The sequence below is a fragment of the Streptomyces sp. M92 genome, assembly GCF_028473745.1.
Lineage (GTDB): Bacteria > Actinomycetota > Actinomycetes > Streptomycetales > Streptomycetaceae > Streptomyces.
On record NZ_CP101137.1, the window covers coordinates 6827501 to 6850923 of the forward strand.

Below are 23423 nucleotides of genomic sequence, written 5' to 3' on the forward strand. Positions count from 1 at the left end.
CCGGGTACCGCCATCGACCCCGTCCGGGAGCCCGGCGAGGCAGTGGCCCCCGTGGACGGGGTCATCGTCTCCCTGCACCCGCACGCCTTCGTCGTGGTCGATGAGAGCGGGCACGGTGTTCTCACCCACCTCGGTATCGACACCGTGCAGCTCAACGGGGAGGGCTTCGAGCTGCTGGTGAACAAGGGGGACACCGTCGTGCGCGGGCAGGGGGTGGTGCGCTGGGACCCGGCCGCCGTCGAGGCCGCGGGCAAGTCGCCGGTCTGCCCGATCGTGGCCCTCGAAGCGACCGCCGAGGCCCTCACCGAACTCCGTGAGGACGGAGAGGTGAAGGCCGGCGAGAGTCTCTTCCTCTGGAAGTGACGCCGGCGCCGTCGAAGGACGGCTGGCAGGACAACCACCGCGGCGGCGGGACCCGCCGCACTATCGGGACGGGTGAGATGGAGACAACGCTGCGAGGCGTCGGTGTCAGCCACGGCGTGGCGATCGGCGAGGTTCGGCACATGGGGACGGCGGTGCTCGAGCCGCCGGCGAAGCAGATTCCGGCCGAGGACGCCGAGCGTGAGCAGGGGCGCGCCCGCAAGGCCGTGGAAGCTGTGGCCGCCGATCTGATGGCGCGCGGCAATCTGGCGGGGGGCGAAGCCCAGGCGGTGCTCGAGGCACAGGCCATGATGGCCCAGGACCCCGAGTTGATGGCGGACGTGGAGCGGCGGATCGCCGTTGGCAGCACGGCCGAGCGGGCGGCGTACGACGCCTTCGCGGCTTATCGCGCCCTTCTGGCCGGTGCCGGTGAGTATCTGGCGGGTCGTGTGGCGGACCTCGACGACGTGCGGAACCGTATCGTCGCGCGTCTGCTCGGGGTGCCGATGCCGGGCGTGCCGGACAGCGACGAGCCCTACGTCCTCATCGCGCGCGACCTCGCGCCGGCGGACACGGCCCTGCTCGACCCGACGCTGGTGCTCGGTTTCGTCACCGAGGAGGGTGGACCGACCAGCCACAGCGCGATTCTCGCGCGGGCGCTCGGGGTGCCCGCCGTGGTGGCGCTGCCCGGTGCCGGGGAGCTTCCCGAGGGCACGGTCGTCGCCGTGGACGGCAGCACCGGCGAGATCTTCGTGAACCCCAGCGCGGAGAAGAAGGCTCGGATGGAGGCTGAGGCGGCCGAGCGCAAGGCCGCGCTGGCCGCATCGACGGGGCCGGGCGCGACCTCGGACGGGCACAAGGTGCCGCTGCTCGCGAACATCGGCGGCCCCGCCGACGTGCCCGCCGCGGTCGAGGCCGGTGCGGAGGGTGTGGGTCTCTTCCGTACCGAGTTCCTCTTCCTCGACGACAGCGAGAACGCGCCGTCCGAGGAGAAGCAGGTCGCCGCGTACCGCCAGGTGCTGGAGGCCTTCCCGGAGGGCCGGGTGGTCGTGCGGGTGCTGGACGCCGGAGCGGACAAGCCGCTGGACTTCCTGACGCCGGGCGACGAGCCGAACCCCGCGCTGGGTGTGCGCGGGCTGCGGACGCTGCTGGACCACCCCGAGGTGCTGCGCACGCAGCTCACCGCGCTGGCGAAGGCGGCTGAAGGCCTGCCGGTCTACCTCGAGGTCATGGCCCCGATGGTGGCGGACCGCGCCGACGCCAAGGCGTTCGCGGACGCCTGCCGCGAGGCCGGGCTGCGGGCGAAGTTCGGCGCGATGGTGGAGATCCCGTCGGCCGCGCTGCGGGCGCGCTCGGTGCTGCAGGAGGTCGAGTTCCTGTCGCTGGGGACGAACGACCTCGCGCAGTACACCTTCGCGGCCGACCGCCAGGTGGGCGCGGTGTCCCGGCTCCAGGACCCGTGGCAGCCGGCCCTCCTCGACCTGGTCGCGCTGTCGGCGGAGGCGGCGAAGGCCGAGGGCAAGAGCTGCGGTGTCTGCGGTGAGGCGGCGTCGGACCCGCTGCTGGCGTGTGTGCTGACCGGTCTGGGCGTCACCTCTCTTTCCATGGGTGCCGCGTCGCTGCCTTATGTGCGGGCGACGCTGGCGAAGTTCACGCTGGCTCAGTGTGAGCGTGCGGCGGCGGCCGCCCGGGCGGCGGAGAGCGCCGAGGAGGCGCGCAGCGCCGCTCACGCGGTGCTGTCCGGCGAGTAGGGCCGGGCGAGGCCGTCTGCGGGGCCGGGTGCGGGGCGCTCCACCTTCGGGTGGGGCGCCCCGCGCGCGTTCAGTGGTGGTGTCCCGGTGGCATGTGGTCGTCTCCGAGGTCCGGTGGCGCGCAGTAGTCGACGTTGGATTCCGGGGAGATGAGGTCGCCGGACTCGATGTCGGTGCAGTAGGCGTCGAAGACCTCTCCGGCGGTGAGGGGTTCGAGGCCGTATCCGCGCAGGCGCCAGCCGTGGATGCGGTCGGGGCCGCCCGGGGTGCTGACGCGCATGACGAGGCCGCCCGGGCTGTGGGTGGCCAGGCCGAGGGCGAGGACGCTGGTGAATTCCACGGCCTCGGCCTCGTCGATGTGCGGGGTGCCGTCGAGGTCGTCGTCGGCGTGGAGTACGGAGACGAGGGTTTCCGGGGAGCCCGAGACGCTGCAGACCAGGTGGCGGTTGCCTGGCGGGGCGGTTTCGAGGACCCGTAGGAGGAGCCGCGATGCGCGGGTGTAGGCGGCTCGGCCCAAGTGCTCGCCGCAGGTCGCGCAGCTGCCGAGGCGAGCGAGGAGGGTGGCGGCGTACTCCCGGGTGGCCTGGCGGACCGCTTCGTCGACCAGGGCGGGGAGGAGGTCGGCGAGTGGCCGGCCGTCGTAGGGCACGGTGGGGCCGCCGACCGCGAGTTCGGCGGTGAACCGGCTGCGGCTGGCCGGGGCGTCGGGGTCGAGGCCCGCCGCCGTGCAGAATTCGGCGTACTCCTCGGGGTCGAAGAGGGCGATCGTGGTGTGGGTGCCTTGTGCTGCGCGTGTTTTGAGCAGGGCTTCCACCTGCTGGAGATATGCGGCGTGGTCGTCGAAGGTGAAACTTCGGTAGCGCCGCATGGCGCGGAAGTCGTGCTCGTCGGTGAGCAGTCCGATGGTGCCGGCGATTTCCCGGCGCAGGACGCGTCGTGTGGTCTGGTCGGTGCGCGCCATCTTTCCCCCTGTGCACAGTCGATCAATGCTCACTCACAGTAACCGGCGGCACTGACAACGGCGTCGGGGCAGGCGTCGCGAGCCGGCCGTCGGATGCGTGGTCGGCTCGCGAAGCGCCTGGTCAGGTGCGTTTACGGGCGAGTTCCTCGTAGAAGTGGAGCAGGTCGAGGTTGTCGATGGAGCCGGGGTTGACCGCCTTGTCCAGCGGGGTGCCCTGGAGGAGGCGCTTGACCGGGACCTCGATGCGCTTGCCGGTGAGGGTGTGCGGGATGCCGGGCACCTCGATGACTTCGTCGGGGACGTGGCGCGGGGAGAGCTGTTCGCGGATGGTCTGTTTGATGCGGGCCAGCAGGGCCTCGTCGAGGGCGGCGCCGGGGGCGAGGTGCACGAACAGGGGCATCCAGTAGCCGCCGTCGGACTGTTCGACGCCGATCACGAGGGATTCCCTGATCTCGGGCAGCCGCTCGACGGCTTCGTAGATGTCGGCCGAGCCCATGCGGACGCCCTGCCGGTTCAGGGTGGAGTCGGAGCGGCCGTGGATGACGACCGATCCCCGTGAGGTGACGGTGATCCAGTCGCCGTGCCGCCACACGCCGGGGTAGGTGTCGAAGTAGCTGTCGCGGTAGCGGCTGCCGTCGGGGTCGTTCCAGAAGCGGATCGGCATCGAGGGCATGGGGTTGGTGACGACGAGCTCGCCGACCTCGTCGGTCAGGGGTTTGCCGCTGGGGTCCCAGGACTGCAGGTCGGTGCCGAGGCCGGGAGCCTGGAGTTCGCCGATGTACACCGGGAGCGTGGGGACGGCGCCCGCGAAGCAGGAGCAGACGTCGGTGCCACCGCTGACGGAGGCGATCCACAGGTCGGCGCCGCTCGCGGCGAACTCGTCGTGCAGCCAGCGGAAGCCGTCGGGCGGGAGCGGGGAGCCGGTGGTGGCGACGCACTGGACCTTGGAGAGGTCGTGGTCGCGGGCGGGGTGGACACCGGCCTTGCGACAGGCCATGACGTAGGCGGCGGAGGTGCCGAAGAGGGTGGCGCCGGTGCGTTCGGCGATGCGCCACTGGGCGCCGGTGTCCGGGAAGCCGGGGCTGCCGTCGTAGAGGACGATCGTGGTGCCGGTGAGGAGGCCGGAGACGAGGAAGTTCCACATCATCCAGCCGGTCGAGGTGTACCAGAAGAAGCGGTCCTCGGGGCCGAGGTCGCAGTGCAGGCCGAGCTGTTTGAGGTGCTCGACGAGGATGCCGCCCTGGGACTGCACGATGGCCTTGGGCAGACCGGTGGTGCCGGACGAGTAGAGCACCCACAGGGGGTGGTCGAAGGGCAGTTGCTCGAAGACGGGTTCCGTGTCCGCGGCCGTCAGCGTCTCCCACTCCAGCGCGCCTTCGGGGGCCTCGCTGCCGAGGAGCGGGATGTGGACCACCGCGCGGAGGGTGGGCAGTTCGCGGCGGAGTTCGGCGACCGTTTCTCGGCGGTCGTGTTCCTTGCCGCCGTAGCGGTAGCCGTCGACGGTGAACAGGACGACGGGCTCGACCTGCTGGAAGCGGTCCAGGACGCTGCGGGCGCCGAAGTCGGGGGCGCAGGAGGTCCAGACTCCGCCCACGGCGGCGGTGGCGAGGAGGGCGACCACGGCCTGGGGGATGTTGGGGAGGTATCCGCTGACACGGTCGCCGGGGCGTACGCCCAGGGCGCGCAGTTCGGCGGCGAGCGAGCCGACCTGGCGGCGCAGTTCGGCCCAGGTGACGGGACTGGGTTCGTGGGTCTCGTCGACGTACAGGAGGGCCGGTTCGTCCGCGCGGGTGGCCGCCGCGCGCAGGGCGTGCTCGGCGTAGTTGAGCGTGGCGCCGGAAAACCACTGGGCGCCGGGCATGGAGCGGTCGCCCAGTACGCGCGCGTAGGGGGCCGTGAAGCGTACGTCGAACCAGTCCGTGACCGCTTTCCAGAACGTGTCGGGTTCGTCGACGGACCAGCGGTGCAGGGTCGCGTAACCGCCTTCGGCGGGCGCGCCGTGGTGTTCGGCTGCCCAGGCCTGGAACGCGGTGATCCGGGCCCGCGCGATGCGTTGCGGATCCGGCTGCCAGAGCGGCTGGGGGTTCACGGTCGACATGGGCGGCTCCCGGACTGTGCGCGTCGTGTGCGTCCTCCGCGCACGGGCTGGGGTGTGCGCGTGACGCGGCTGACAGGGACGATGCCATGTGATCGACTTCCGCACCAGGGCGCGCCCCACATGGTCGGCGTCATGAAGATGTGGTGGCGTCACGGGTGAACGGCAGTTGAACGCGTCCCGCGCGGGAGCCGGTCGGTGGCAGGGTGAGCAGCATGGACGGTCGTGACCTGGTGCGTTCGATGAAAGCGGTCGGTTCCGCGGGGGCTGCGCAGGGTTTGCGTACCGTGCGGGCGGCGTGGCGCAGGCGGCGGGCGGACGCCGCGGGGCTGCCGCCGCGGATTGCGGAGCGTGCCCGGGTGCCGGGGGCGATGCGGGAGGTCGAGCCCGGGCCCGGGGGTGGGACGGTCCGGTTCGCGCGCTCGCAGCTGCGCGTCCTCGTCGCCGTGAACGGGGCGGTGTTCTGGGGGTGGGACGGGGCCGGGCCGGAGCCGTCTTACGCGTTGGCGGGCCGTTGCCCGGAGCCGGACCCGCGGGCGGTGCTGGAGCCGGACAAGGGCGGCGGCTGGCGGGTGGTGGCCGAGCGGGCGACGGTGGCGGTCTCCCGGCACGGGGCGATCGAGGTGCGTACGCCCGGGGGCGTGGTGTTGCGCCGGGAGGCGCCGCCGCGCTGGTGGGAGCCGGCCGGCGGCGGTCCGGCGCGCTGGACGCTGCGGTCGGAGGTGGCGGCGGACGCCCGGTTCTTCGGGCTGGGCGGGCGGTCCGCGGGTCCCCGGCTGCGGGAAGGTACGTACCGGTTGTGGAACGGCGGCCGGGAGTCGGGCTTCGCGCCGGGCGGGGGCCGGTCGTCGGTCACGATGCCGGTGCAGCTGGTGGTGGCGGACGCGGGGACGCACCTGGTGTTCCACGACAGTTCGTGGGACGGCACGGTGGCGTTGCGGGAGGGTGAGGAGGGGGCGGGGTCGGGGCACGACCGGCCGGGGCGGAGCGTGCTGCGGATGGAGGGGGGTCCGTTGCGGTGCTGGGTGGCGGTGGGCACGCCCGCGCGGGTGCTGCTCGCCTGGGCCTCGCTCACCGGGGCGCCCGCGCTGCCGCCCGCGTGGGCGCTCGGTCACCAGCACGCGCGGTCGGGTGCCGGTGACGAGCAGGAGGTGCGGCAGGTCGTCGCCGGTTTCCAGGAGCGTGATCTGCCGCTGGACGCGGTGCACCTGGGCGCCGGGCATCTCGACGGCCGGCAGGTGTTCACCGTGGACGACACGCGGTTCCCCAAGCTGCCCGTTCTCGCGGAGGAGCTGCGCCGGGACGGTGTCCGGCTGGTGTCGGTCGTCGATCCCGCGGTCCCGGCCGTGCCCGGCAACGCCGTGTACGAGGGCGGGACGGAGCAGGACGTGTTCGTGCGGGACGCCTCCGGGTCTCCCGTGCGCGGGGTGGCGCGGCCCGGGGAGGTCGTCTTTCCCGACTTCACGCGCGCGCGGGTGCGCGAGTGGTGGGGCGGCTGGTACGAGGAGCGGCTCGGGCGGGGTTTCGCCGGGTTCTGGCACGACCTGGACGAGCCCGCGTCGTTCGCCGCGTTCGGAGAGCCGACGTTGCCGCTTTCGGCGCGGCACTCGCTGGAGGGCCGGGACGGCGACCACCGCGAGGCCCACAACGTGTACGCGCTGTGCATGGCCCGCGCGGGGGCCGAGGGGTTGCGGGCGCTGACGCCCGGGCAGCGGCCGTTCGTCCTCTCCCGTTCCGGGTGGGCGGGCATGCAGCGGTACGGCGGTGTGTGGACCGGGGGCGCGGGTGCGGGCTGGCCCGGGCTGCGGGCCTCGCTGGCGGTGGTGACGGGGCTCGGGCTGTGCGGGGTGCCGTACGCGGGTCCGGACGCGGGCGGTGGCGGCGGGAGTGAGTCACCGGAGTTGTATCTGCGGTGGCTGCAGCTGGCTGCTCATCTGCCGTTGTTCCGCACGCGGGGGGAGCCGTGGGGCTTCGGTGCCGAGGTGCTGGAGCACGCGCGCGTGGTGCTCGACGGACGGCGGCGGCTGCTGCCGTACTTCGTGACGCTGGCGCACCTGGCCCGGCGTACGGGCGCTCCCTATGTGCGTCCCCTGTGGTGGTCGGCTCCGGAGGAGCGGGCCCTGCGGGACTGCGAGGACGCCTTCCTGCTGGGCGACTGTCTGCTGGTCGCGCCGGTGCTGGACCCGGGGGCGGAGCGCCGTGCGGTGCGGCTGCCCCGGGGGCGCTGGTACGACACGGCGACGGGGCGGGCGTACGAGGGGCCCGCGCAGGTTCTGGTGGACGCCCCCGTGGCTCGGATTCCGGTGTTCGCCCGCGCGGGTGCCGTGATTCCGGTGCGCGGGGAGGACGGTGGGACGGTGCTGGAGGTGTGGGCGCCCGCGCGGGGGCGGACCGGCGGCGGACTGGTAGTGCCGGACGCGGGGGACGGCTGGGAGGAACCGGAGATCGAGCGGTACGGCTCGCGCTGGGAGGGTCGGCGGGTGGTGGTGGAGCGGCAGGGCGAGGACGGCGTGTGCGAGCCGTTCCGCCCGGTCCGCGTCCGCGGGCCGGCGGAGAGTTCGGGCCCGAGGTAGCGGCGGGTCGGACGCGGCGGCGCCTCAGACATAGCGGCCCTCGAACCAGGCCCGTACGGCCCGGGTGTGCAGCGGGAAGGCCAGTTCTTCCGGCCTGCGCAGCAGGTGCCGGCCGGCGGTCTCGCTCGTGGCGACGTAGGGCGGGAGGCTGTCGGCCGGCCGTTCCGGGAGGAGTCCGAAGAGCAGCAGATGGCCGTCGGGCGAGCTCATGGCGTCGATCAGGCGTACGTCGCGACTCGCGGCGTCGATGCCCGTCTCCTCCCTGAGTTCGCGGACGACGGCCTGCCGCCAGTCCTCCCGGTCGTCGATGTAGCCGCCGGGCAGTGCGACGCCCCCGCGCGCGGGGGACACGGTTCGGGTGATGACGACCAGGGCGGTTCCCTGTGTGTCGTGGACGGGCTGGAGGGCGACCGCGACCGGCAGCGGGTTGCGGTAGGCCGCGGTGCCGCACGCCGGGCAGGTGCGGGGCCAGCCGGAGACGCCCTCTCCGTAGGGCGATCCGCAGCTCGAACAGTGGGAGCCGGGCGCGGAGTCGGGGACGGAGGACTGAGGTTCGGGCATGCGGCGGACGGTATCCGACGGCTCGGCGGGCGGCTCCGGCAGGCGGCTCAGCGGCGGCCGGCGAGGGACTTGGCGGAGACCGGGAAGTCGAAGTAGGTGTCCGTGTACGGCTCGGGCTTGTACGTGAAGTGCCACCACTCCTCGGGGAGGTTCACCAGGCCGGCGTCCTCCAGGGTGTTCTTCAGCAGCAGCCGGTTGGCTCGCTGGGCGCCCTGGACGCGGGGGTCGAGGGTGTGGGAACGGGTGTCGAAGCAGTCGTAACCGGTGCCCATGTCGACGGAGTTGTCGGGGAAGCGCTCCGCCTGGGGTGCGAAGCAGGGCACCAGGGGCTGTCCGGGGTGGTAGGGGCGGGTCGGCCTGGCCGGGAGCTTGACGAGGGTGAGGTCGACGGTCGAGCCGCGGCTGTGACCGGACTTCTCGGCGATGTAGCCGTCGGCGAACAGGCGGGTCTTGTCGACCTCCGGGTAGAACTCGGCCTTCATCCGCTGGTCGTCGAGGTCCTCGGCCCAGCGCACGAAGTGGTCGACGGCTCGCTGCGGCCGGTAGCAGTCGTACACCTTGAGGGAGTAGCCCTGGCGCAGCAGGCGGGTCTGGGCCCGGTGCAGGGCTTCGGCGGCGGGGCGGGTGAGGATGCACAGGCGCTGCCGGTAGCCATCGATCGGCTCGCCGACGAAGTTGTGCCGGGTGACGTAGCGCATCTCCTGGATGATCGTGGGATCGACGCTCCTCAGGGACACGAAGTCCTCGGGCGCCCTGGGTTCGGGCTTCGCCTCGGCGGTGGCGGGGGCGGCGGTCACGGCTACCAGGGCGGCGAGGGCGGTGACCAGTCCGCGGAAGGCGGTGGGGATACGTGTCATGCTCCCTGCATCTATCAGGCGAGAGCGGCACGGGGGAAGTGGGCGGGCCGGCGGCGCCCCGCCGCGTACGCTCTGTGAGCCATTCGGAATCATGCGTGAACGTCTCATGAACTGGGCCCGGCCGGGTGCCGGGGACGCCATCCTGCTTCCGTGCGCTCCTGGACGGACAGTCTCCGCTTCGCCTTCCAACCGGTGGTCAACCTGATGACCGGCGGGGTCGCGGCGCTGGAGATACTCGCCCGCCCGGAGAGCGGCGATATCCTTGCCGAGGCCCGCCGCGACTCCGAACTCGACGGACGGCTGGCGGTGTCCGCGTTCCGCGCGGCGGTGCGCAAGGAGACCCTGCTGCCCCTGCACGTCAACGTGTTCGCGGGCACACTGGCCGACTTCGGTGGCCTCCAGCCGCTGTACGACGCCGTGCGCGAGGCGGGGCGGATGCCCTGGGAGGTCACGCTGGACGTCTGCCCACCGTACGCGCACGTGCCGCGGCGGGCGCTGCTGGAGGCGGTGTCCACGGTGCGGGGCCAGGGATTCCGGATCTGTGCGGACGGAGTCGGTGACGGCGACGCGCCGCTGCGGCTGCTGGCGGACCTGGCGCCGGAGCTGGTGAAGCTCGACGCCTCCTTGCTCGCGCGGCCCGCGGCGGTGCGGGCGATGCGGGTGCTCTGCGACGGACTGGGGGCGCTGCTGTCCGTCGAGGGCGTGGAGACGGAGGCGCAGTACGCCGCCGCGCGGTCGGCCGGCGCGCAGTGGGCGCAGGGGGAACTGTTCGCGCCGCCCGCCCGGCTGCCGGCGGCGGACGTGTACGTCCCGCCCGGCTCCCCCGGCGCCCCGCCGGCACGGCGTTCGGGTCCGTCGGTGCGGCAGTTCGTGCGGCCGGCCGCGCTGCTGCCCGCGACGGCTTCGGCGGGCCAGGTACGGGCGCTGCTGACCGGGTCGCCGGACGTGTCCGGGGTGCTGCTCGTGGACCGGAACGGAGTCCCGGTGCGGTCGGTGCACCGTTCCCGCTTCCTGCTGTCGATGTCGGGGCGCTACGGGCACGCCCTGTACGCCGACCGGCCCGCGGCCAAGCTCGGCGACGTGCCGCGGACGGTGGGCGTCGACGCGACGGCCTGGGAGGTGCTGGACGTCGTGGCGGTCGGCGGCCGGGGCCGTACCTCGGACGACGTCGCCGTGGTCGACGCGAACGGACGGTGCGTGGGCGTCGTACGGCTCGCGGATCTCGTACGGGCGCTGGCCGAGAGCCGGGTGGAGGAGGCGGCCGGGCTGAATCCGCTGACCCGGCTGCCGGGCTCGGACGCGATCACGGACGAGGTGGACCGGCGGATCGCGGACGGGCGGGCTTTCACGCTGAGCTGGCTCGACGTGGACCACTTCAAGCAGGTGAACGACCGGGCCGGGTTCGCGGCGGGCGACGAGCTGATCCGGGCCGTCGGCCGGACTCTGCTGCGGTCGGCGTCGGAGTCCACCCATGTGGGGCACATCGGGGGCGACGACTTCCTGGTGCTCACCGATCCGGAAGAACTGGATCCGCTGGCCGCCTCCGTGCTGGACGTCCCCTGGTCGGCATGCGGGCGGCCCGTGACACTGTCCCTGGCGACGGTCCTGTGTCTGCCCGGGAGCGTGCCGGATCATCGGCGGGCGGCGGCCTGTCTGGCCCCGCTGAAGGAGGCCGCGAAGGCGTTGGGCGGGACGAGTTGGGTGCTGGGCCGGGCGGGGACGCCGGGGCACGAGGTCCGGCGCGGCTCGAACCGGGCGGCGGCGCAGGCGGGCTGACGGCGGCCTCCCCGTCGGCGGGGTCCGGCCCGGGGCCGGCCCCCGAGCCGCGACGCGGCCCCGCTCACGGACGAGCTCCCGACGACGGGAATCCACGCGGGCCGGCCTGGGCAGCGGGCAGAACGACTGAGGTGCCGCTCCCCCGTCGACCGGAGGCGGCGCGGAGCGCCCCCGGGCCGGCGACGCGAACCCGCTCGCGGACATCCGCGCCACCGGAATCCCGCCCCCAACGCCCCCGGGGAGGCAGCGACACAGACCGGCCGAGCAGCATCGCGCCCCCCGACCGGAACCGACCCCGAAACACCCCCCAGGACACCAACCCGGACCCGCGCACCGACAACCTCCCCACACCAAGCAACCCGCTCACAACCCCCAAGGAGACAGCGACACAGACCAACCGAGCGGCGCCGCGCCCTCCGACCGGAGCCGGCCCGTGACGGCCGCGGCGCGGCTCGCGAACCGTTGCGGTCGGCCACCTTGACGCTCCGCGGGTGCCGGTGAACACTTCCGGTGTCAGTCGACATCGCCGTACATCTCGGCGTATTCCGGCACCGCGTCGCGCGGGTCCTCCTGTGCTTCGAGGTCCACTCCCCCACGGCCGGTTCGGCTGCTACGGCACGCTCGTCACTCACGCCCCCTCGGGGCAGGACGCCATGGGAAGCGCACCCGCACGTGCGGACCGGGACCGGTCGTCCCGGTCCGGGGCCTAGGAGCCGTCATGAGCAACGGAGACATCTTCGTCGGCGAGATCATCGGCACGGCGATCCTCATCCTCTTCGGCGCGGGCGTCTGCGCCGCCGTGACCCTCAGGTACAGCAAGGCCCGGGCGGCGGGGTGGGTGGTGATCGCGTTCGGCTGGGGGTTCGGCGTGCTGGCCGGCGCGTACACCGCGGCCCCGCTCTCGGGCGGACACCTCAACCCGGCCGTCACGCTCGGGATCGCCGTCGACACCGGTGAGTGGGGCAAGGTCTGGGTGTACGTGCTGGGGCAGTTCGTCGGCGCGATGCTGGGCGCCGTGCTGTGCTACCTCACGTACTTCGCGCAGTTCCAGGCCAACGTGCGCAGGACCGGCACCACCGAGGGCACGGCGGACGAACCGGTGCCGACGCTCGGCATCTTCTCGACCGTTCCGGAGATCCGGAACCCGGTCGCCAACCTGGTGACGGAGATCATCGCGACCGTGGGGCTCGTCCTGCCGATCCTCGCCTTCGGGCTGACGGAAGGGCTCGGCGAGTCCGGGACGCTGGTGCTGATCGTCGCCCTGCTCGTCGTCGGCATCGGTCTCTCCCTCGGCGGGCCGACCGGCTACGCCATCAACCCGACGCGCGACCTCGGCCCGCGCATCGTGCACACGTTCCTGCCGATCCCGAACAAGGGAACTTCCGACTGGAGTTACGCGTGGATCCCGGTGGCAGGCCCGCTGATCGGCGGGGCGCTCGCCGGGCTGATCTACAACGCGGCCTTCTGACCGGCCGACGCAGCACTCCCCGACAACCGGCCCAGCCCAAGGGGTAGCCATGACGGACCACTCCGCCCAGTACGTCGCCGCAATCGACCAGGGCACAACCTCGAGCCGCTGCATCGTCTTCGACCGGGACGGCACGATCGTCGCCGTGGACCAGCGCGAGCACCGTCAGATCTTCCCCAGGCCCGGCTGGGTGGAACACGACGCCACAGAGATCTGGTCCAAGGTGCAGGCCGTGGTCGCGGGAGCGCTCGCCAAGGCCGGACTGCGCGCCGGTCAGCTCAGCGCGCTGGGCATCACCAACCAGCGCGAGACCACGGTGCTGTGGGACCGCGCGACCGGCAAGCCCGTCCACAACGCCATCGTATGGCAGGACACGCGCACCTCCGGGCTGTGCCGTCAGTTGGGCGGCACGGACGGGCAGGACCGTTTCCGCGAGCAGACCGGGCTGCCGCTGGCCAGTTACTTCTCCGGGCCGAAGGCGGCCTGGCTGCTCGACAACGTGCCCGGGCTCAGGGCCCGCGCCGAGCGGGGCGAGATCGCCTTCGGCACCATCGACTCCTGGCTGATCTGGAACCTCACCGGCGGCACCGACGGCGGCCGGCACGTCACGGACGTGACCAACGCCGGGCGCACCATGCTGATGAACCTCCGGACCCTGAAGTGGGACCCGTCCATCCTGTCGGCCATGAACATCCCCGAGGCCGTCCTCCCGGAGATCAGGTCTTCCGCCGAGGTCTACGGCACCGCCGTCGGGCAGCTCGCCGGCGTACCCGTGGCTTCCGCCCTGGGTGACCAGCAGGCGGCCGTGTTCGGCCAGGCCTGCTACGACGTGGGCACGGCGAAGAACACCTACGGCACGGGCAGCTTCCTGCTGCTCAACACCGGTGAGCGGCCGGTGCCGTCGAAGAGCGGGCTGCTGACCACGATGGGCTACAAGATCGGCGACGAGCCGCCCGTGTACTGCCTGGAGGGGTCGATCGCCGTCACGGGAGCCCTGGTGCAGTGGTTCCGCGACCAGCTGGGCATCATCCGCAGCGCCGACGAGATCGAACCGCTGGCGGCGAGCGTGGCGGACAACGGCGGCGCGTACATCGTGCCCGCCTTCTCCGGACTGTTCGCCCCCTACTGGCGTTCGGACGCGCGCGGGGTCGTCACCGGGCTCACCCGGTACGTCACCAAGGGGCACCTCGCGCGGGCGGTGCTGGAGGCCACGAGCTGGCAGACGCGCGAGGTCGTGGACGCCATGTACCAGGACTCCGGGGTGCGCATCACGACCCTGAAGGTCGACGGCGGCATGACGGGGAACGGTCTGCTGATGCAGCACCAGGCGGACGTCCTGGGCGTGCCGGTGATCCGGCCCCGGGTCTCCGAGACGACCTGCCTGGGCGCCGCGTACGCGGCCGGGCTGGCCACCGGTGTGTGGAACGGCCTCGACGAGCTCAAGGCCCACTGGCGTCCGGACGCCGAGTGGGCGCCCGCCATGGAGGCGTCGGTGCGGGACCGGGAGTACCGGAACTGGCGCAAGGCGGTGGAAAAGAGCTTCGGGTGGCTGGAGGACGGCGACGGCTAGCGCGCGGGCGACGGCGGGCGGTCGGCGACCGGCGGTGGGCGGCGACCGGTCGCGGGTGGACTCGGGGGGCACGCGCGCGTGCGGCACGTTCCCGTGCCTCGGGCACGTCGTCCGCCCCTCCCCCCGGGAGCCGTCAGGTCGTGACGGCCCGCCGTCGGTCCGCGGCCTGGGCCATGGCGTGCTGGACCACTCCGACGAGGACCTCCTTGACCGACTCCCGGTCGCGTGCGTCGCACATCACCAGTGGCACGTCCGCGTCGAGGTCCAGGGCCTGGCGGACGGTCTCGGCCGGGTAGCGGGCCGATCCCTCGAAGCAGTTGACGCCGACCAGGAACGGGATGGAGCGGCGCTCGAAGTAGTCGACGGCGGCGAAGCAGTCCTCCAGGCGGCGGGTGTCGGCCAGGACGACCGCGCCGAGCGCGCCCTCGGAGAGCTCGTCCCACATGAACCAGAACCGCTCCTGGCCGGGCGTGCCGAAGAGGTACAGGACCAGGTCCTCGCGCAGGGTGATCCGGCCGAAGTCCATGGCTACGGTGGTCGTGTGCTTGGCCTCCACCCCGCTGACGTCGTCGACGGGCCGTCCGGCCTCGGTGAGCAGCTCCTCGGTGCGCAGCGGCCGTATCTCGCTGACCGCGCCGACGAGGGTGGTCTTGCCGACGCCGAAGCCGCCGGCCACCAGGATCTTGAGCGTGACGGGCTCGACCGGCGGCTTGCCGCGCTGAGAACGCCCGAAGATCATCGATCTCTTCTCCTTAACGTGCCGCTTGCCGTGTCCCCGAGCCGGTTCGCGGCGCTCCCGTGCCCCTTCACAGTGCCCTCAGGCCGTTGATCACGTCGCGCAGGATGCCCTCGTCCGGCAGTTCGGCCGGGGGCACGGGCCGGTTCACGTGGACCAGTTCGCTGTCCACGAGATCACCGACCAGGACCCGTACGACCCCGACGGGCAGGTCCAGTTCGGCGGCGAGTTCGGCGACCGACAGGGGCGTGTGCCGGCACAGTCCGACTATGTCCACGTGCTCCGGGGCGAGCGTGACGTCCGCTTCGGGATCGTCCGCGTGGGGTTCCGTGACGACCACCGCGATCAGGTCGAGGCGGTGCTGGCCCGCACTGGAGGTGCGGCCGCGCGTCATGGCGTACGGACGGACGACGGGGCCGGCCTCGTCGTCGAACCAGTGGTTGCTTCCCTGACCGTCTGCGCTCATGTCACCCTGCTTACCCACCCGAGGGGAGATCGGTGCGCGGGGCGGTGCCCAGGTGCGCGCCGACCCGCTTCACGAGGAGGGTCATCTCGTAGGCGACCTGGCCGACGTCGGAGTCGGCGTCCGAGAGGACGGCGAGGCAGCTGCCGTCGCCGGCCGCGGTGACGAACAGGAAGGCGTCGTCCAGTTCGACGACCGTCTGCCGGACGCTGCCCGCCTCGAAGTGGCGGCCCACTCCCTTGGCGAGGCTGTGGAAGCCGGACGCCACGGCCGCCAGGTGCTCACTGTCCTCCCTGGTCAGGTCCTTGGACGCCCCGGTCGCCAGTCCGTCGCCGGACAGGACGACGGCTTTGCGGATGCTCGCGACACGGTCCACCAGGTCGTCGAGGAGCCAGTTGAGCTCGACGGACTTGGTGGTGGTCTGGCCGGTCGCCTTCGGTGCGGTCATCGACCGTCCCCCTTAGTCGTTCCTCGTGGTGCTTGTGGTGCTTGTGGTGCTGTGCCGCCGGGGACGTCGTCCCCCTCGGCGTTCTCCCGGCGGCCGCGCTGCCAGCCGCGCTGGAGCGAGGCCATACGGCTGCGTACCTCCTCGGCGTCCCGGTCGGCGGGGTCGGGGCGGTTCTCGGCCGGTCTTTCGGTGCTCTGCCTCAGCTGGGGGGCGAGATTGGCCTGCCGTACCCGCCGGGGCAGGGCACCCGTCCCGGGTTCGGCGGCGGGCGGTGTGCCCGGGGCGTCGGGTGCGGGGTCGGTGCCCCGGGCGCGGCGCTCGCCGTCGTGGGCCGAAGAGCCCCCGGGCGTGGGAGACGCGCCGCGGCGGCGGGCCGGCAGGGACGGCAGCGCGTCGGTCTCCGCGCGGTCGGTGCCGGTGCTGCCCCGGCCGCCGTCACGACCGGCGGTACGGCTGCCTGCTCGGTCCTCGGCGCGGTTCTCGGCGCGGTTCTCGCGCCGGCGGCGGGCCGGGAGCGCGGGGGGCTCGTCCGGTCGTCCCCCCGGCGTCGTCCGGGCTTCTGTCCGGGCCGAGTCCTTCGCGGGCGTCCCTGCCACGTCGTCCCGGTCGGGCCGTTCGGGGACCGGCCGCCCGTGCGAGCTGACCAGTTTCGGGGTCCGGCGGCGCGGCAGCGCGACCGGCCCGCTCGCCGCCTCCTCACCCCCCGCTGACGCGGCGTCGTCGTCCCGGTCCTGGCGTCCCCCGTCCGAGCGGCGGGCGACCGGCGGGGCGTCGTCCGCCGTGACGAGGGAGCGGCGCGGGCGGAACAGGCCGCCGCGTTCGCTGTCCTGGTCGCCGAGCCCGCCCGCCAGGTCGTCGAGGGCGTCCAGGTCGACGGGTGCCTCGAGTTCCACCGGCCCGTCCAGCAACGGGGACGACCGTCCCGGCAGTCGTGCGGGGACGTGGGCCAGGGCGGAACGGCGGCTCTCCTCCCGCTTCTTCTCCGTCGCGTGCTGGGGGCGGTCGAGACGGAAGCCGACGCCGTTGGTGTCCGGGGCGTCGTCGGTCAGGAGCGCGTCGGGGACGAAGACGACGGCCGTGGTGCCGCCGTACGGGGAGGGCTGCAGGGACACCCGGACGTTCTGCCGCTGGGCGAGCCGGCTGACGACGAAGAGGCCGAGCCGGTCGGTGTCGGACAGCTCGAACTCCGGTGTCTCGGCGAGCCGGAGGTTGGCGTCGAGGAGGGCGTCGGCCGCCATACCGAGGCCCCGGTCGTGGATCTCCAGGGTGAAGCCGTTGGCGACGCGCTCGCCCAGGACCTGTACGGCGGTGTGCGGTGGGGAGAACACCGTGGCGTTCTCCAGGAGTTCTGCCACCAGGTGGGTGAGGTCGGCGACGGCCGGGCCGGTGACGGCGACGCGGGGCAGCCGGCGGACCTCGATGCGCTCGTAGTCCTCGACCTCGGCGACGGCGGCCCGCACCACGTCCATCAGCTGGACCGGCTTGCGCCACTGCCGGGAGGGGGCGGCGCCGGAGAGGATGACCAGGCCCTCGGCGTGCCGGCGCATGCGGGTGGTCAGGTGGTCCAGGCGGAAGAGGTCGGCGAGTTCCTCGGTGTCCTCGGTGCGGCGCTCCATGGTGTCCAGCAGGGTGAGCTGCTTGTGCAGCAGGACCTGGCTGCGCCGGGCGAGGTTGACGAAGACCTCGGAGACGCCGGCCCGGAGTTCGGCCTGCTTCACGGCGGCCTCCACGGCGGCGCGCTGGAGGGTGTTGAGGGCCTGGCCGACCTCGCCGATCTCGTTCCTGTCGTACTCCAGGCGCGGCACCTCTGTCTCGACGTCCACCTCCTCGCCCGCCGAGAGGCGGCGCATCACGCTGGGCAGGCGGACGCCGGACGCCTCGTGGGCCTCGAGGCGCAGCTGCCTGAGGTCGCGGATGAGGGAACGGCCGACGCGCACGGACAGGAAGAGGGAGAACAGCAGGGCGATCAGGCCGAGGGCACCGGCGACGACCACCTTGGCGATGGTGTTCGTCGCGACCGGGTCGACGCGGTCCTGGTAGCGGTCGGCGGCGTGGTCGTCGAGGTCGCCCAGTTCGTCGAGGACGCTGCCCGCGGCGGTGTCCCAGCTCTGGGCGGTGACGCCGCGGGGCATTCCGGCCTCGGTGGAGACGGCCGCCTGCTCGGCGGTCCGCAGGGGGGCGGAGGCGGCGTTCCTCCAGAAACGCTGGTAACGGCCGCGTTCGGCGGCGGGCAGCAGCGGGAGGTTGATGTCGTACATCATGGTCCGCTGGGCGACGAGGTCGGAGACGTCACGGGTCTCGGCGCGGGTGAGCCGGCCGGTGACCAGGGCGGAGCCGAGGAGGGCGTCCTCGCGGGAGAGCAGCTCGCGCGCGCGGGAGACGTTGACGAGTGCGCGGTACTGCTTGTCCAGGTTCACGTCGTCGACGACGTGGAGGTTGGCGAGCAGCTCGTGGCAGGGGTCGACGAGCCGGTTGTAGAGGCCGAGCGCCTGAGCGCGGTCGACGGTGCCGTCCTCGACGCTCCGGCGCAGCGAGCCTATGCCGTCGAAGGCGTCCAGCACGGCGGTCAGCCGCTCCTGTTCGGCCCGGCCCATCGCGTCACGCACGTCGGCGTCCGCGGCGCCCCGGCGGATCTCGGCGACGGCCTCGTCGGTGGCGGTGCGGCTGCGCTCCAGGGCGGCCAGCCCGTCGGAGGCGCGCGGGTCGGCGAGGTGGACGAGGGTCTGGCGGCGTTCCTGCTGGAGGACGCGGATGGTGTCCTCGACCGGGTAGCCGATCTCCTCGACGACGGTGGTGACGTCGAACAGGCGGCTCGCCTCGCGTCCCGTGAGCACCGTGGCGAAGCCCCAGATCGCGGTCAGGGAGACCAGCGGCACGAGAAGCAGCGCCACGATCTTCCGGCGGATCGACTTCCCGCGAAAGCGCATGGCCTCCCCCAGCTCGTCCCCCACCGGCAGGGGGTACACATGTGCGTCAACAAACGGCGCGAGCCTACTACTGACACACGGGTAACTCGAAGACCTGTCCGGAACCCGAACTTCCGCACCGCCGTGGGGCGATGGTCGGTTGTCCGGCCATTGCGGGAGATTGCCCACCGGGATCCGACGGCGGGCGGGGTGGAGCGCCCCGCCGGGAGAGCGGGTGGGTTGGCCGGATTCTTTCGGCCGGGTGGGCTTCCCGGGAATCTTGAGCGGCCGTCGTTCGTCCTTCACTACGGGAAATGGAGGCGGAATCGGCCACAGGAGCCGCATCCCGTCTCCGGGCGGCGTAAAGCAGCGCAAGCCGGGCAGCCAGAGGGGAGCCGTGTCCCAGGACACGGGCGAGCGGTTTGCAGGCGGTGGGGAGTGACATGGTGATGGGCACGGCGGAACGGCGCAAGGCGCCCGAGGCCGGTGGTGCGGCCGGGGCGACGGCCCGCTCGGCGCGCGAGGCGCCGGATCGCGGTATTCCGGCGGCGGGACCGGACGGGCCAAAGCAAGCTGGTCCGGGGCAGGACGGGCCGGGGCAGGACGGGCCGGGACAGGAGCGGCGGATTCGGGCGGACGGGTACGGAGAGCCTGAAGAGCGACCGGCCTACCGGCCGTTGTGGACGGAGGAGCCCGCCCGGCGGCGCCGGCTGCCGGATCCGGTGCGTACGGCGGCCGTGCGGGCGGTGCTGGTCGTGGCCGTGACGCTGATCATGGCGATGGTGGCTTTCCTGTGCACGCTGGCCGGGTCCTGGCTGGCGTTCCCCATGGTGCTCGGCAGCGTGGCGGGCACGGTGGTGGCCACGTGGGGCGTGCTGGACGTGTGGGTGACCCGGCAGGTATGGAACCAGCGGCACGGCGTGGTGTCCGTGCCGAGCAGCACCGCGCGCGCGATGCGGCGCGAGCGGCGACGGGCGAGGCGCCAGGCCCGGTCCGCGGAGCGGGCACAGGAGCGGATACGCGGGCGGGGCGGCGCGGGGCAGTTGTCGCACCCCTGAGCCGGCCGGGCCCGGGGAGGGCTCCGTTCACGACTGAGCGGACCGGACCAGTCCGGCCTCTCGGGCGAGTTCGCGTCGGGCCCGCGTGAAGGCGCGCGGGCGGTCCACAGCGAGCACCGCGGTCGTCCGTCCGTCCCGTTCGTAGCGGGCGAGGAATCCGTCCGGACCCGGAGCGCCGCCGGCGATTCCGCCCTCGGTGATGCGGACACTGTCCCCGGGCAGGCGTCGGCCGGTGAACTGGATGCGGGCGCCGTACTGGTCCGACCAGAAGTACGACTCCTCTCCGGCGCTGCGCACGGTTCGCCCGGCGAGCAGGTTGGTCACGGCGACGCGGGGCTGCCCGGTGGCGGAGGTCCAGTGCTCCGCCCGTGTGCCGCCGACGCGGGCCACGTCGCCGACGGCGACCACCTGCGCCAGGGACGTGACGCAGCCGTCGTCGCACAGGACTCCCTCGTTCAGCACCAGCGGCGAACCGGCCAGCCAGGCGGTGTTGGGCGCGGCGCCGATACCGAAGACCACCACGTCCGCCGGGAGGGTCCGGCCGTCGGAGAGCGACACGGCGGTGACGGCGGCCGTACCGCGCAGCGCGGTGACGGTCGCGCCGGTCACCAGTTCCGTTCCGGCACGGCGGTGCAGCCCGGCGCACACGGCGGCCATGCCGGCGCCGAGTTGGGGCACGAGTGGCAGCGGGGCGGCTTCCACGACGGTGACGGTGTGCCCGAGGGCGGCGCACGAGGAGGCGGTCTCCGCTCCGATGAAGCCGCCGCCCACGACGACGACCCGGCGGGGGCCGCGGGTGAGTTCCGCGCGCAGGGCGCGGGCGTCGTCCAGGGTCCGCAGGGTGTGGAGACCGGCGAGGTCGCGGACCGGGGGGCGCCGGGCCGACGCGCCGGTGGCGACGACGACACCGTCGGCGGACACGGTGCGGCCGTCGTCGAGGAGCACCGTACGGCCGCGGGCGTCCAGGCCGCGGGCGCGTACGCCGAGCAGCCACTCCGCGTCCAGAGCGGCGGTCTCCTCACTGTCGGTGAGCGCCAGTTGCTCCTCGCCGGTGCGGCCGGTGAGGAAGTCCTTGGAGAGGGGAGGCCGGTCGTAGGGGCGGTGGGGTTCGTCGCCGACGATCACCAGGCGGCCGTCGAAGCCCTGGGCCCGCAGTTCACGGGCGGCGTACAGGCCGGACAGGGAGGCGCCGACGACGGCTACGGTCCTCATGCGGCACTGCCCTCCTGCGCGGCGAGACGGACGTGGACCACACCGCCCTCGACGACGACGCCGTGGGTGCGGACGGGCCGGCGGGCCGGAAGACAGGTCGGCAGGCCGGTGCGGAGATCGAAGGAGGCCGCGTGCAGCGGGCACTCGACCAGGCAGCCTTCCAGCCAGCCCTCGGAGAGGGAGGCGTCCTGGTGGCTGCATGTGTCGTCGATGGCGTAGAGGTCGCCGTCGTCGGTGTGGAAGACGGCGATCGGCGGACTGGTGGCGACGCGGACGGACTCACCCTTGGGGAGGTCTTCGAGACGGCAGACGGGAATCATGGGCTCCCCTCTCGGTACGGACCGCGTGGTGGGAAGGGGGCGGCACGCGTACCCTTCCGCGATCCGGACGCTTCGGTAACATGATGTTTCACATGGCGCACTGGAGAGCGCTATACGCAACAGAATCCGGGCGGGTGCCCTTGGCGTCAAGGGCTTCCCGCGGACGCGGCCCGAAAGGGCCGTCAGGTGGTGGGAGTCGAGCCATGCCCCGCACGCACAAGCAGCCCGACCATGGTGAGGACCGCGTGGAGAACAAGCAGGCCGGCAGAGGCGCGGCGAGCGGTGTGCAGTCGGTGGACCGCGCCGTGAGCGTCCTGGAGATCCTCGCCCGGCACGGCGAGGCCGGCGTCACCGAGATCGCCGACGAACTGGACGTGCACAAGTCCACCGCGTTCCGCCTGCTCGGCGTCCTGGAGAACCGCGGCCTGGTCGCCCAGGAGAAGGAGCGCGGCAAGTACTACCTGGGGGCGGGAGTGCTGCGGCTCGCGGGCGCGGCGGCGGTGCGGCTGGACATCTCGCAGGAGGGCGTTCCGGTCTGCCGCGAACTCGCCGACGAACTGGGCGAGACGTCGAACATCGCGGTGCTCGACGACGACGCGGCGGTCAACATCATGCAGGCCCGCGGCACCGCCTCGGTGACGGCGCAGAACTGGCTCGGCCGGCGCACCCCGCTGCACGCCACCGCCAGCGGCAAGGTACTGCTGGCCCACCTGCCGACCACCCTGCGCGAAGGCCTGCTGGCCCGCCCCCTGCACCGGTTCACCGAGCACACCGTTACCGGCGCGGCGGTGCTGCGCGGCGAGCTGGCGACCGTGACGGACCAGGGCTACGCGATCACGCAGGAGGAGCTGGAGATCGGGCTCGCCGCCGTGGCGGCTCCCGTGCGCTCCCACGACGGCAAGGTGATCGCCTCGATCAGCGTCTCGGGCCCGGTGTACCGGCTGACCCCGGAGCGACTCACGGACCTGGCCGAGCGGACCCTGGCGGCGGGGGTGGAGCTGTCCCGCCGTATGGGCTACGGCGGCTGACCGGGCACGCGCCCGCGTGGCGCGGCGCGGCGCCGAGGGGGTTCTCCCGGACGTTGTCCCGCACCTCTTGACGGCCGCTCTCCGGCCTTCCCACTATGTTCCTCATAGCGCAACCCATCGTGCACTGCGCAACAGCTGAGGAGCTTGTCGTGACACACGAGGTCCGTGCCGTAGTCGCTGTCGAGAAGGGCGCACCGGTCGAGGTGCGGACGATCGTCGTCCCGGACCCGGGCCCCGGCGAGGTCCTCGTCGCCGTGCAGGCCTGCGGGGTCTGCCACACGGACCTGCACTACCGGGAGGGCGCGATCACGGACGGCTTCCCGTTCCTGCTGGGCCATGAGGCGGCCGGCACGGTCGAGGCGGTCGGAGAGGGCGTCACCGACCTGAAACCGGGCGACTACGTCGTGCTCGCCTGGCGCGCCCCCTGCGGCGCGTGCCGCTCCTGCCGCCGCGGCCGCCCCTGGTACTGCTTCGACTCCCGCAACGCCGCCCGGCCGATGACGCTCCTCGACGGCACCCCGCTGACCGCCGCCCTCGGCATCGGCGCCTTCGCCGAGAAGAGTCTGGTCGCGGCGGGGCAGGCAGTGAAGGTGGACCCGGCGGCCCGGCCCGAGGCGGCCGGCCTGATCGGCTGCGGTGTGATGGCGGGTTACGGGGCCGCGGTCAACACCGGCGGCGTGGGCCGGGGCGACTCGGTCGCCGTCATCGGCTGCGGCGGCGTCGGGAACGCGGCCATCGCGGGCGCCGCCCTGAACGGCGCCATGAAGATCATCGCCATCGACGTCGACGGCGGGAAACTGGACCGGGCCGAACGGTTCGGCGCCACCCATACCGTCAACTCCCGCGGCACCGACCCCGTCGAGGCGGTCCGCGCCCTCACCGACGGCCACGGCGTGGACCTCGCGATCGACGCCGTGGGGCACCCGGAGACGTTCCGTCAGGCCTTCTACATGCGCGACCACGCGGGCGTGCTGGTCCAGGTCGGCGTGCCCGCACCGGACACCACGGTCGAGCTGCCGCTCATCGACGTGTTCTCCCGCGGCGGCGCCGTCAAGTCGTCCTGGTACGGCGACTGCCTGCCGAGCCGCGACTTCCCGTTCCTCGTCGACCAGTACCTGCACGGGCAGCTGGACCTCGGCGCCTTCGTCTCGGAGACCACCTCGCTGGACGGGGTGGAGGAGGCGTTCGCCAAGATGCACCGCGGCGAGGTGCTGCGTTCGGTGGTGGTCCTGTGAGCGCCCGCGGCCCCCGGGGGAGCTCCCGCGGCCCCCGGCCCGTTC

19 protein-coding genes (1 of these 19 cut by a window edge) are annotated in these 23423 nt (G+C 73.1%); 9 read left to right on the top strand and 10 right to left on the bottom strand.

The genetic code is table 11. From position 1 onward, the window contains the following. On the top strand, window positions 1-363 hold the 3' portion of the coding sequence (locus M6G08_RS31525) for a PTS sugar transporter subunit IIA (RefSeq protein ID WP_272590541.1). Its footprint begins 87 nt before the window's first position; the window shows 363 of its 450 coding nt (coding positions 88-450); the start codon falls outside the window, past its left edge; the stop codon is at window positions 361-363. A gap of 77 nt (window positions 364-440) precedes the next feature. After that, window positions 441-2111 carry a phosphoenolpyruvate--protein phosphotransferase gene (gene ptsP, locus M6G08_RS31530; RefSeq protein WP_272590542.1) on the top strand — a complete coding sequence of 557 codons (1671 nt, stop codon included), beginning with the start codon at window positions 441-443 and terminating at the stop codon, window positions 2109-2111. A gap of 70 nt (window positions 2112-2181) precedes the next feature. Here ptsP and M6G08_RS31535 read toward each other — a convergent pair whose 3' ends face one another. Both M6G08_RS31535 and M6G08_RS31540 read right to left on the bottom strand, forming a co-directional pair. After that, window positions 2182-3072, bottom strand: coding sequence for a DUF8829 domain-containing protein (locus M6G08_RS31535; RefSeq protein WP_272590543.1), 891 nt, complete (start codon window positions 3070-3072; stop codon window positions 2182-2184). Window positions 3073-3193: 121 nt separating this feature from the next. Next, window positions 3194-5170 carry an acetoacetate--CoA ligase gene (locus tag M6G08_RS31540; protein WP_272590544.1) on the bottom strand — a complete coding sequence of 659 codons (1977 nt, stop codon included), beginning with the start codon at window positions 5168-5170 and terminating at the stop codon, window positions 3194-3196. A gap of 212 nt (window positions 5171-5382) precedes the next feature. Here M6G08_RS31540 and M6G08_RS31545 point away from each other — a divergent pair, with 212 nt between their 5' ends. Beyond that, complete coding sequence (locus tag M6G08_RS31545; RefSeq protein WP_272590545.1) at window positions 5383-7740, top strand: glycoside hydrolase family 31 protein; 2358 nt, start codon at window positions 5383-5385, stop codon at window positions 7738-7740. Window positions 7741-7764: 24 nt separating this feature from the next. Here M6G08_RS31545 and M6G08_RS31550 read toward each other — a convergent pair whose 3' ends face one another. Further along, window positions 7765-8301, bottom strand: a complete 537-nt coding sequence (locus M6G08_RS31550) for an NUDIX domain-containing protein (RefSeq protein WP_272590546.1) — start codon at window positions 8299-8301, stop codon at window positions 7765-7767. A 47-nt stretch (window positions 8302-8348) separates the two neighbouring features. Next, entirely contained in the window at window positions 8349-9158 is an 810-nt protein-coding gene (locus tag M6G08_RS31555) for a M15 family metallopeptidase (RefSeq protein WP_272590547.1), read from the bottom strand. A 150-nt stretch (window positions 9159-9308) separates the two neighbouring features. Between M6G08_RS31555 and M6G08_RS31560 the strand changes: the two genes are divergently transcribed. From M6G08_RS31560 to glpK, 3 genes are all read left to right on the top strand, one after another. Then, window positions 9309-10934, top strand: coding sequence for a GGDEF domain-containing protein (locus M6G08_RS31560; protein WP_272590548.1), 1626 nt, complete (start codon window positions 9309-9311; stop codon window positions 10932-10934). Window positions 10935-11652: 718 nt separating this feature from the next. Continuing rightward, the gene (locus M6G08_RS31565) at window positions 11653-12402 is read left to right on the top strand and encodes an MIP/aquaporin family protein (RefSeq protein ID WP_272590549.1); all 750 of its coding nucleotides are present in this window, start codon (window positions 11653-11655) and stop codon (window positions 12400-12402) included. 49 nt (window positions 12403-12451) lie between these two features. Next, window positions 12452-13972 (top strand): glycerol kinase GlpK, encoded by a 1521-nt coding sequence (glpK, locus tag M6G08_RS31570; protein WP_272590550.1) that lies wholly within the window; start codon window positions 12452-12454, stop codon window positions 13970-13972. Between the two features lie 133 nt (window positions 13973-14105). On the opposite strand, the gene M6G08_RS31575 is transcribed toward glpK, so the two are convergent. The 4 genes from M6G08_RS31575 to M6G08_RS31590 all read right to left on the bottom strand — a co-directional run bounded on the left by M6G08_RS31575 (window position 14106) and on the right by M6G08_RS31590 (window position 18546). Next, window positions 14106-14711: a GTP-binding protein gene (locus M6G08_RS31575; protein WP_272590551.1), complete on the bottom strand. Its 606-nt coding sequence runs from the start codon at window positions 14709-14711 to the stop codon at window positions 14106-14108. Window positions 14712-14778: 67 nt separating this feature from the next. Further along, window positions 14779-15174, bottom strand: coding sequence for a DUF742 domain-containing protein (locus M6G08_RS31580; protein WP_073730731.1), 396 nt, complete (start codon window positions 15172-15174; stop codon window positions 14779-14781). 10 nt (window positions 15175-15184) lie between these two features. Next, on the bottom strand, window positions 15185-15619 hold the full coding sequence (locus M6G08_RS31585; RefSeq protein WP_272590552.1) for a roadblock/LC7 domain-containing protein: 435 nt from the start codon (window positions 15617-15619) through the stop codon (window positions 15185-15187). Beyond that, entirely contained in the window at window positions 15616-18546 is a 2931-nt protein-coding gene (locus M6G08_RS31590; protein ID WP_272591487.1) for a sensor histidine kinase, read from the bottom strand. The genes M6G08_RS31585 and M6G08_RS31590 overlap by 4 nt, the downstream gene beginning before the upstream one ends. A 422-nt stretch (window positions 18547-18968) precedes the next feature. Here M6G08_RS31590 and M6G08_RS31595 point away from each other — a divergent pair, with 422 nt between their 5' ends. Further along, a complete protein-coding gene (locus tag M6G08_RS31595) occupies window positions 18969-19583 on the top strand; it encodes a hypothetical protein (protein ID WP_272590553.1) in 615 nt (204 codons plus the stop codon). A 27-nt stretch (window positions 19584-19610) separates the two neighbouring features. Here the strand turns inward: M6G08_RS31595 and M6G08_RS31600 are convergent, their stop codons facing one another. Both M6G08_RS31600 and M6G08_RS31605 read right to left on the bottom strand, forming a co-directional pair. Continuing rightward, complete coding sequence (locus M6G08_RS31600; RefSeq protein ID WP_272590554.1) at window positions 19611-20795, bottom strand: NAD(P)/FAD-dependent oxidoreductase; 1185 nt, start codon at window positions 20793-20795, stop codon at window positions 19611-19613. Next, window positions 20792-21115, bottom strand: a complete 324-nt coding sequence (locus M6G08_RS31605; protein WP_272590555.1) for a bifunctional 3-phenylpropionate/cinnamic acid dioxygenase ferredoxin subunit — start codon at window positions 21113-21115, stop codon at window positions 20792-20794. Before M6G08_RS31605 ends, M6G08_RS31600 begins: the two co-directional genes overlap by 4 nt. Before the next feature lie 203 nt (window positions 21116-21318). Between M6G08_RS31605 and M6G08_RS31610 the strand changes: the two genes are divergently transcribed. Then, entirely contained in the window at window positions 21319-22143 is an 825-nt protein-coding gene (locus tag M6G08_RS31610; RefSeq protein ID WP_272590556.1) for an IclR family transcriptional regulator, read from the top strand. 149 nt (window positions 22144-22292) lie between these two features. Continuing rightward, window positions 22293-23378, top strand: a complete 1086-nt coding sequence (locus tag M6G08_RS31615; protein WP_272590557.1) for an S-(hydroxymethyl)mycothiol dehydrogenase — start codon at window positions 22293-22295, stop codon at window positions 23376-23378. The last annotated feature ends 45 nt before the right edge of the window (window positions 23379-23423 follow it).

Excerpts from the sequence above, each read along its gene's own strand:
- ptsP (WP_272590542.1), top strand. The coding sequence starts at position 441 with ATGGAGACAACGCTGCGAGGCGTCGGTGTCAGCCACGGCGTGGCGATC.
- M6G08_RS31535 (WP_272590543.1), bottom strand. The coding sequence starts at position 3,072 with ATGGCGCGCACCGACCAGACCACACGACGCGTCCTGCGCCGGGAAATC.
- M6G08_RS31540 (WP_272590544.1), bottom strand. The coding sequence starts at position 5,170 with ATGTCGACCGTGAACCCCCAGCCGCTCTGGCAGCCGGATCCGCAACGC.
- M6G08_RS31545 (WP_272590545.1), top strand. The coding sequence starts at position 5,383 with ATGGACGGTCGTGACCTGGTGCGTTCGATGAAAGCGGTCGGTTCCGCG.
- M6G08_RS31550 (WP_272590546.1), bottom strand. The coding sequence starts at position 8,301 with ATGCCCGAACCTCAGTCCTCCGTCCCCGACTCCGCGCCCGGCTCCCAC.
- M6G08_RS31555 (WP_272590547.1), bottom strand. The coding sequence starts at position 9,158 with ATGACACGTATCCCCACCGCCTTCCGCGGACTGGTCACCGCCCTCGCC.
- M6G08_RS31565 (WP_272590549.1), top strand. The coding sequence starts at position 11,653 with ATGAGCAACGGAGACATCTTCGTCGGCGAGATCATCGGCACGGCGATC.
- glpK (WP_272590550.1), top strand. The coding sequence starts at position 12,452 with ATGACGGACCACTCCGCCCAGTACGTCGCCGCAATCGACCAGGGCACA.
- M6G08_RS31575 (WP_272590551.1), bottom strand. The coding sequence starts at position 14,711 with ATGATCTTCGGGCGTTCTCAGCGCGGCAAGCCGCCGGTCGAGCCCGTC.
- M6G08_RS31580 (WP_073730731.1), bottom strand. The coding sequence starts at position 15,174 with ATGAGCGCAGACGGTCAGGGAAGCAACCACTGGTTCGACGACGAGGCC.
- M6G08_RS31585 (WP_272590552.1), bottom strand. The coding sequence starts at position 15,619 with ATGACCGCACCGAAGGCGACCGGCCAGACCACCACCAAGTCCGTCGAG.
- M6G08_RS31590 (WP_272591487.1), bottom strand. The coding sequence starts at position 18,546 with ATGCGCTTTCGCGGGAAGTCGATCCGCCGGAAGATCGTGGCGCTGCTT.
- M6G08_RS31595 (WP_272590553.1), top strand. The coding sequence starts at position 18,969 with ATGGTGATGGGCACGGCGGAACGGCGCAAGGCGCCCGAGGCCGGTGGT.
- M6G08_RS31600 (WP_272590554.1), bottom strand. The coding sequence starts at position 20,795 with ATGAGGACCGTAGCCGTCGTCGGCGCCTCCCTGTCCGGCCTGTACGCC.
- M6G08_RS31605 (WP_272590555.1), bottom strand. The coding sequence starts at position 21,115 with ATGATTCCCGTCTGCCGTCTCGAAGACCTCCCCAAGGGTGAGTCCGTC.
- M6G08_RS31610 (WP_272590556.1), top strand. The coding sequence starts at position 21,319 with ATGCCCCGCACGCACAAGCAGCCCGACCATGGTGAGGACCGCGTGGAG.